Source organism: Streptomyces sparsus, from assembly GCF_054776295.1.
The window spans coordinates 1-4,844 of record NZ_BAAHCA010000339.1; the positions used below are offsets into that span (position 1 = coordinate 1).

Annotated in this window: 4 protein-coding genes; all 4 read right to left on the bottom strand. The window is 68.3% G+C overall.

The window, feature by feature from the left end; translation table 11 throughout:
* Positions 1-44: 44 nt before the first annotated feature.
* The 4 genes from ACYVE9_RS15875 to ctaC all read right to left on the bottom strand — a co-directional run bounded on the left by ACYVE9_RS15875 (position 45) and on the right by ctaC (position 4,566).
* Complete coding sequence (locus ACYVE9_RS15875) at positions 45-1,301, bottom strand: L,D-transpeptidase (RefSeq protein ID WP_461028503.1); 1,257 nt, start codon at positions 1,299-1,301, stop codon at positions 45-47.
* A 153-nt stretch (positions 1,302-1,454) separates the two neighbouring features.
* The gene (locus ACYVE9_RS15880) at positions 1,455-1,853 is read right to left on the bottom strand and encodes a cytochrome c oxidase subunit 4 (RefSeq protein WP_461028504.1); all 399 of its coding nucleotides are present in this window, start codon (positions 1,851-1,853) and stop codon (positions 1,455-1,457) included.
* A complete protein-coding gene (gene ctaD, locus ACYVE9_RS15885) occupies positions 1,850-3,607 on the bottom strand; it encodes an aa3-type cytochrome oxidase subunit I (RefSeq protein ID WP_461028505.1) in 1,758 nt (585 codons plus the stop codon). The genes ACYVE9_RS15880 and ctaD overlap by 4 nt, the downstream gene beginning before the upstream one ends.
* Positions 3,604-4,566: an aa3-type cytochrome oxidase subunit II gene (gene ctaC / locus ACYVE9_RS15890; protein WP_461028506.1), complete on the bottom strand. Its 963-nt coding sequence runs from the start codon at positions 4,564-4,566 to the stop codon at positions 3,604-3,606. The genes ctaD and ctaC overlap by 4 nt, the downstream gene beginning before the upstream one ends.
* Between the last annotated feature and the right edge of the window lie 278 nt (positions 4,567-4,844).

Consider the following 4,844-nt stretch of genomic DNA (forward strand, 5'->3'; position numbering starts at 1 on the left):
CGCGACGGCCTCCGCGCGACGCTGTGCCGACTTCTCGGGGCGGCTCAGAGCAGCGGCCTCAGGCGGCCCTGTGCGCCCGGGTCCCGCGCGCCGGGGCGGTCACCCGCCAGCGCACTGCCGGCCTGCCACTTGGCCCAGGACAGGTTCCAGTCCCCGAAGCCGTTGCCGAAGGCGGCCATGCGGTCTCCGGCGGTGTTGACGTGTGTGACCAGGTCGCCCCGGCGGACGGTGTCGAAGAACCAGCGGGCGTTCCTGGTGCTCATGCCGGTGCACCCGTGGCTGACGTTCGCGTAGCCCTGCGAGCCGACAGACCAGGGCGCGCCGTGCACGTACTCACCGCTCCAGGTGAGCCGCGTGGCCCAGTGCACCGGGAGGTCGTAGAAGTCGGCGCTGCCCCTGCCGATGCCGATGCTGGTGCTGCGCATCCGCACGAACGGCTCCTGGCCGAGCACCACCTTGGTGCCGTTGCGGGTGCGGAAGCCGGCCTTCCCGGTGGTGATCGGCAGCTTCCTGACGACCTTGCCGTTCCGCCGTACCGTCATCACCAGTGACGAGGCGTCGGCCACGGCCTCCACCCGGTCCCCGATGCGCAGTCCCAGCGGACGGCTGCTCCCCCCGTACAGCCCGTCGCGGATCCGCACCCCCTCCAGCCTGCTGCGCACGCTGACGGTCGCGTGCGCGGGCCAGTACTCCCTCGGCCGGTAGTGCAGCTTCTTGCCGTCCACCCAGTGCCAGGCGCCCTCGACCCGCGGCTTCGACCGCACCAGCAGGGCGCGTTCCACCACGCGCCGCTGCTCGGGGTCGTCGATCTCGCGGTTGAGCTCCGCGGTGAGGGGCTGGCCCACGCCGTAGGTGCCCTTGCCGGGGCCGAACTCCACCGTGAGCCGCTTCTCGGCGTCGGCCGGTCCGGTGGTGAACTCCACCGTGCTGCGGCCTCGGCGGCCCTCCCTGTTCTCGGTGCTCACCTGGAGGGTGTAGTCGCTCCCGGCGACCAGCGGCGCGGTACTGCGCCAGCGGGTGCCGTCGGCGGAGAGGCGGCCCGCCACGTAGCGGCCGTCCCGGTCCACCGCCAGCACGTCGGTGATCTGCCCCTCGTCGCCCTCGGCGGTCACCTCCAGCGGCCGTTCCGGGTCCAGCGGACGGTCTCCGCCGGCGTTCACCGCGACCTGGTCGGAGGCGTCGTAGGGCTCGGCGGCAAGCGGATGGGGGGAGTCACCGCAGGCGGTCAGCACCATCACCGGTGCGAGCATCAGCGCGCAACTCAGGGTGAGTCGTCTCGTTCCATGGGTCCGGTGGCTCATGGAGTAAAAGTATGAAAAGTAACCGGATCGGGCGCGCTGGGTGCGTGCAAACGGGTCGGCCCCGGGCTGCTGCCCGGGGCCGACCCGCTGACGTGCGCCTGACCTGACGGTTCCCTCACGGAACCGGCCGATCCCGCTGACTGCTTGCTGGTCCTACTGGTTCTGCGCCTCACCGTGGTAGTACTCGAAGACCCAGCCGAACAGGCCCACGAAGATCACCGGCAGGGAGAAGTACAGCAGCCACCAGCCGAAGACGACGCCCATGAAGGCGAGCGCGCAGCCCGCACCCAGAGCGAGCGGCTGCCAGCTGTGCGGGCTGAAGAAGCCCAGCTCACCGGCGTCGTCGGCGACGTCCGCGTCGTCGTTGTCCTGCGCGCCGCTGTCCACCCGCCGCGCGGTGAACGCCAGGTAGTAGCCGACCATGACGGCCAGTCCGAAGGACAGGAACAGCGCGGTGGTGCCGACCGGCTCCTTCGACCACAGCCCGTACACGATGGCGATGATCAGGAGGAAGGCGGACAACCACAGGAACATCTTGCCCTGGATCTTCACTTGGTGCCCTCCTTGCTGCCGCCGTCGCCCAGCTCGGCGCTGCGGTCGCTGTCCTTGCCGTCCGGCGTGCGGTTCTGCAACTGGTCCATGCCCGCGATGTCCGGGTGGTGCAGGTCGAAGGCCGGCGATTCGGAGCGGATCCGCGGCAGGGTGAGGAAGTTGTGCCGCGGCGGCGGGCAGGAAGTCGCCCATTCGAGTGAACGGCCGTAGCCCCACGGGTCGTCGACCTCGACCTTCTTGCCGTACTTGGCCGTCTTCCAGACGTTGTAGAAGAACGGCAGCACGGACAGGCCGAGCAGGAAGGAGCTGATCGTGGAGATCGTGTTCAGCGCCGTCAGGCCGTCGGCGTGGAGGTAGTCGGCGTACCGGCGGGGCATGCCCTCGGCGCCCAGCCAGTGCTGGACCAGGAAGGTGCCGTGGAAGCCGACGAACAGGGTCCAGAAGGTGATCTTGCCCAGGCGCTCGTCCAGCAGCTTGCCGGTGAACTTCGGCCACCAGAAGTGGAAGCCGGCGAACATCGCGAAGACCGCCGTGCCGAACACCACGTAGTGGAAGTGCGCCACCACGAAGTAGGTGTCGGAGACGTGGAAGTCCATCGGCGGCGAGGCCAGGATGACGCCGGTCAGTCCGCCGAAGAGGAAGGTGACCAGGAAGCCGACCGTCCAGAGCATCGGCGTCTCGAAGCTCAGCGAGCCCTGCCACATGGTGCCGATCCAGTTGAAGAACTTCACACCGGTCGGGACCGCGATGAGGAACGTCATGAACGAGAAGAACGGCAGCAGCACACCGCCGGTGACGTACATGTGGTGCGCCCACACCGTCACCGAGAGGCCGGCGATGGCGATCGTCGCGCCGATCAGGCCGATGTAGCCGAACATCGGCTTCCGGGAGAACACCGGAATGACCTCGGAGACGATGCCGAAGAACGGCAGCGCGATGATGTACACCTCTGGGTGGCCGAAGAACCAGAACAGGTGCTGCCACAGCAGCGCACCGCCGTTGGCGGCGTCGAAGATGTGCGATCCGAACTGTCTGTCGGCCTCCAGCGCGAACAGCGCGGCGGCCAGCACGGGGAAGGCCAGCAGCACGAGCACACCGGTGAGCAGCACGTTCCAGGTGAAGATCGGCATGCGGAACATCGTCATGCCGGGGGCGCGCATGCAGATGATCGTGGTGATGAAGTTGACCGCACCGAGGATCGTGCCGAAGCCGGAGAGCGCCAGGCCCATGATCCACATGTCGGCGCCGACGCCCGGCGAGCGGACCGCGTCCGACAGCGGCGAGTACGCGAACCAACCGAAGTTCGCGGCGCCGTTGGGGGTGAGGAAGCCGGCCACGGCGATCGTGGAGCCGAACAGGTACAGCCAGTAGGCCAGCATGTTCAGCCGCGGGAACGCCACGTCGGGCGCGCCGATCTGGAGCGGCATGATCCAGTTCGCGAACCCGGCGAAGAGCGGGGTCGCGAACATCAGCAGCATCACCGTGCCGTGCATGGTGAACAGCTGGTTGAACTGCTCGTTCGTGACGATCTGGGTGCCCGGGCGGGCCAGTTCGGCCCGCATGATCAGGGCCATCGCGCCGCCGACCACGAAGAAGACGAACGACGTGATGAGGTACAGCGTGCCGATCGTCTTGTGGTCAGTGGTCGTCAGCCACTTGACGATGATGTTGCCGGGCTCTCGCCGGGCGGGGAGCTCGTTCTCCACCGAGCTGCCCGCCGTGGCGGCACCCGCGGATTCGTTGAGGATGCTCACGGGTTGTTCGTCTCCGCATTCTTGGCTGCGTCCGTCTGCTCGATACCCGCAAACTGGTAGCCGGTCTGGCCCTTCTCAGCCAGCTCCTCCAGGTGCTGCTGGTAGCGCTCCGGAGAAACCACCTTGACGTTGAAGAGCATCCGCGAGTGGTCGGTACCGCACAGCTCGGCGCACTTGCCCATGAACGTGCCCTGCTTGCTCGGGGTGACCTCGAAGCGGTTGGTGTGGCCGGGGATGACGTCCTGCTTCATCAGGAACGGCACGACCCAGAAGGAGTGGATGACGTCCCGGGAGGTCAGGATGAACTGCACCCGCTCCCCTTCGGGCAGCCACAGCGTCGGACCCGGGTTGTTGTTCTGCGGGTTCCGCTGACCCGGCGTGCCGAGGTCCCAGACGCCTTCGGCGCCCTCCGGGGCGGCCTCCATCATCCGGTCCGGGATGGAGGCGAGCTCCGTGGCGTCCCGGTTGTCGGTGGACGGGTCGCCGTCCACGTCCTCCATGTAGTTGAAGGCCCAGCTCCACTGGAAGCCCACGACGTTGATGACGTGTGCGGGCTTTTCGGACGTCTCCAGCAGCTTGGACTCGTCACGTGCCGTGAAGTAGAACAGCACCGAGACGATGATCAGCGGGACCACCGTGTACAGCGCCTCGATCGGCATGTTGTAACGGGTCTGCGGCGGGATCTCGACCTTGGTCCTGGAACGCCGGTGGAAGATCACGCTCCACAGGATCAGGCCCCAGACCAGGGCACCTGTGATGAGCGCAGCCGCCCACGAGCCCTGCCACAGGGACAGAATCCTCGGCGCCTCTTCCGTGACCGGGGTGGGCATGCCGAGGCGGGGGAAGTCCTGATATGTGCAACCTGTCGCGGTCGCCAGGACCAGGCCCGCGGCAAGCGCCCGCGGCAGCATCCGCCGCATCGGGCGCCGCGACGAGCGGTCGGAGCCGTTGGGACTCACGTAGCGCCTTCCCGAGAGTCTCGCCCGCTCGGCTCGGCGCGGCCCTGTTGACCGGGCGCCGGCCCTGGCGCGGGCAGGGGTTTGGATGTTTATGCGGACCAAACCCTACTGGACGCTATTTGGGGTCGCGCGGGGAGGGTGCACAACGCGCCGCGGGTCCCGCCGAAGGAGTGGAATCCCTCAGTCCGCGCCCGTGGCACCGCCGTCCGGCGGTTCTCGCCGCGGCCCGGACGGGGCCGCGGGTCCGGACCGCGCGGGTGGGCGGGGGCCGGCTGAAC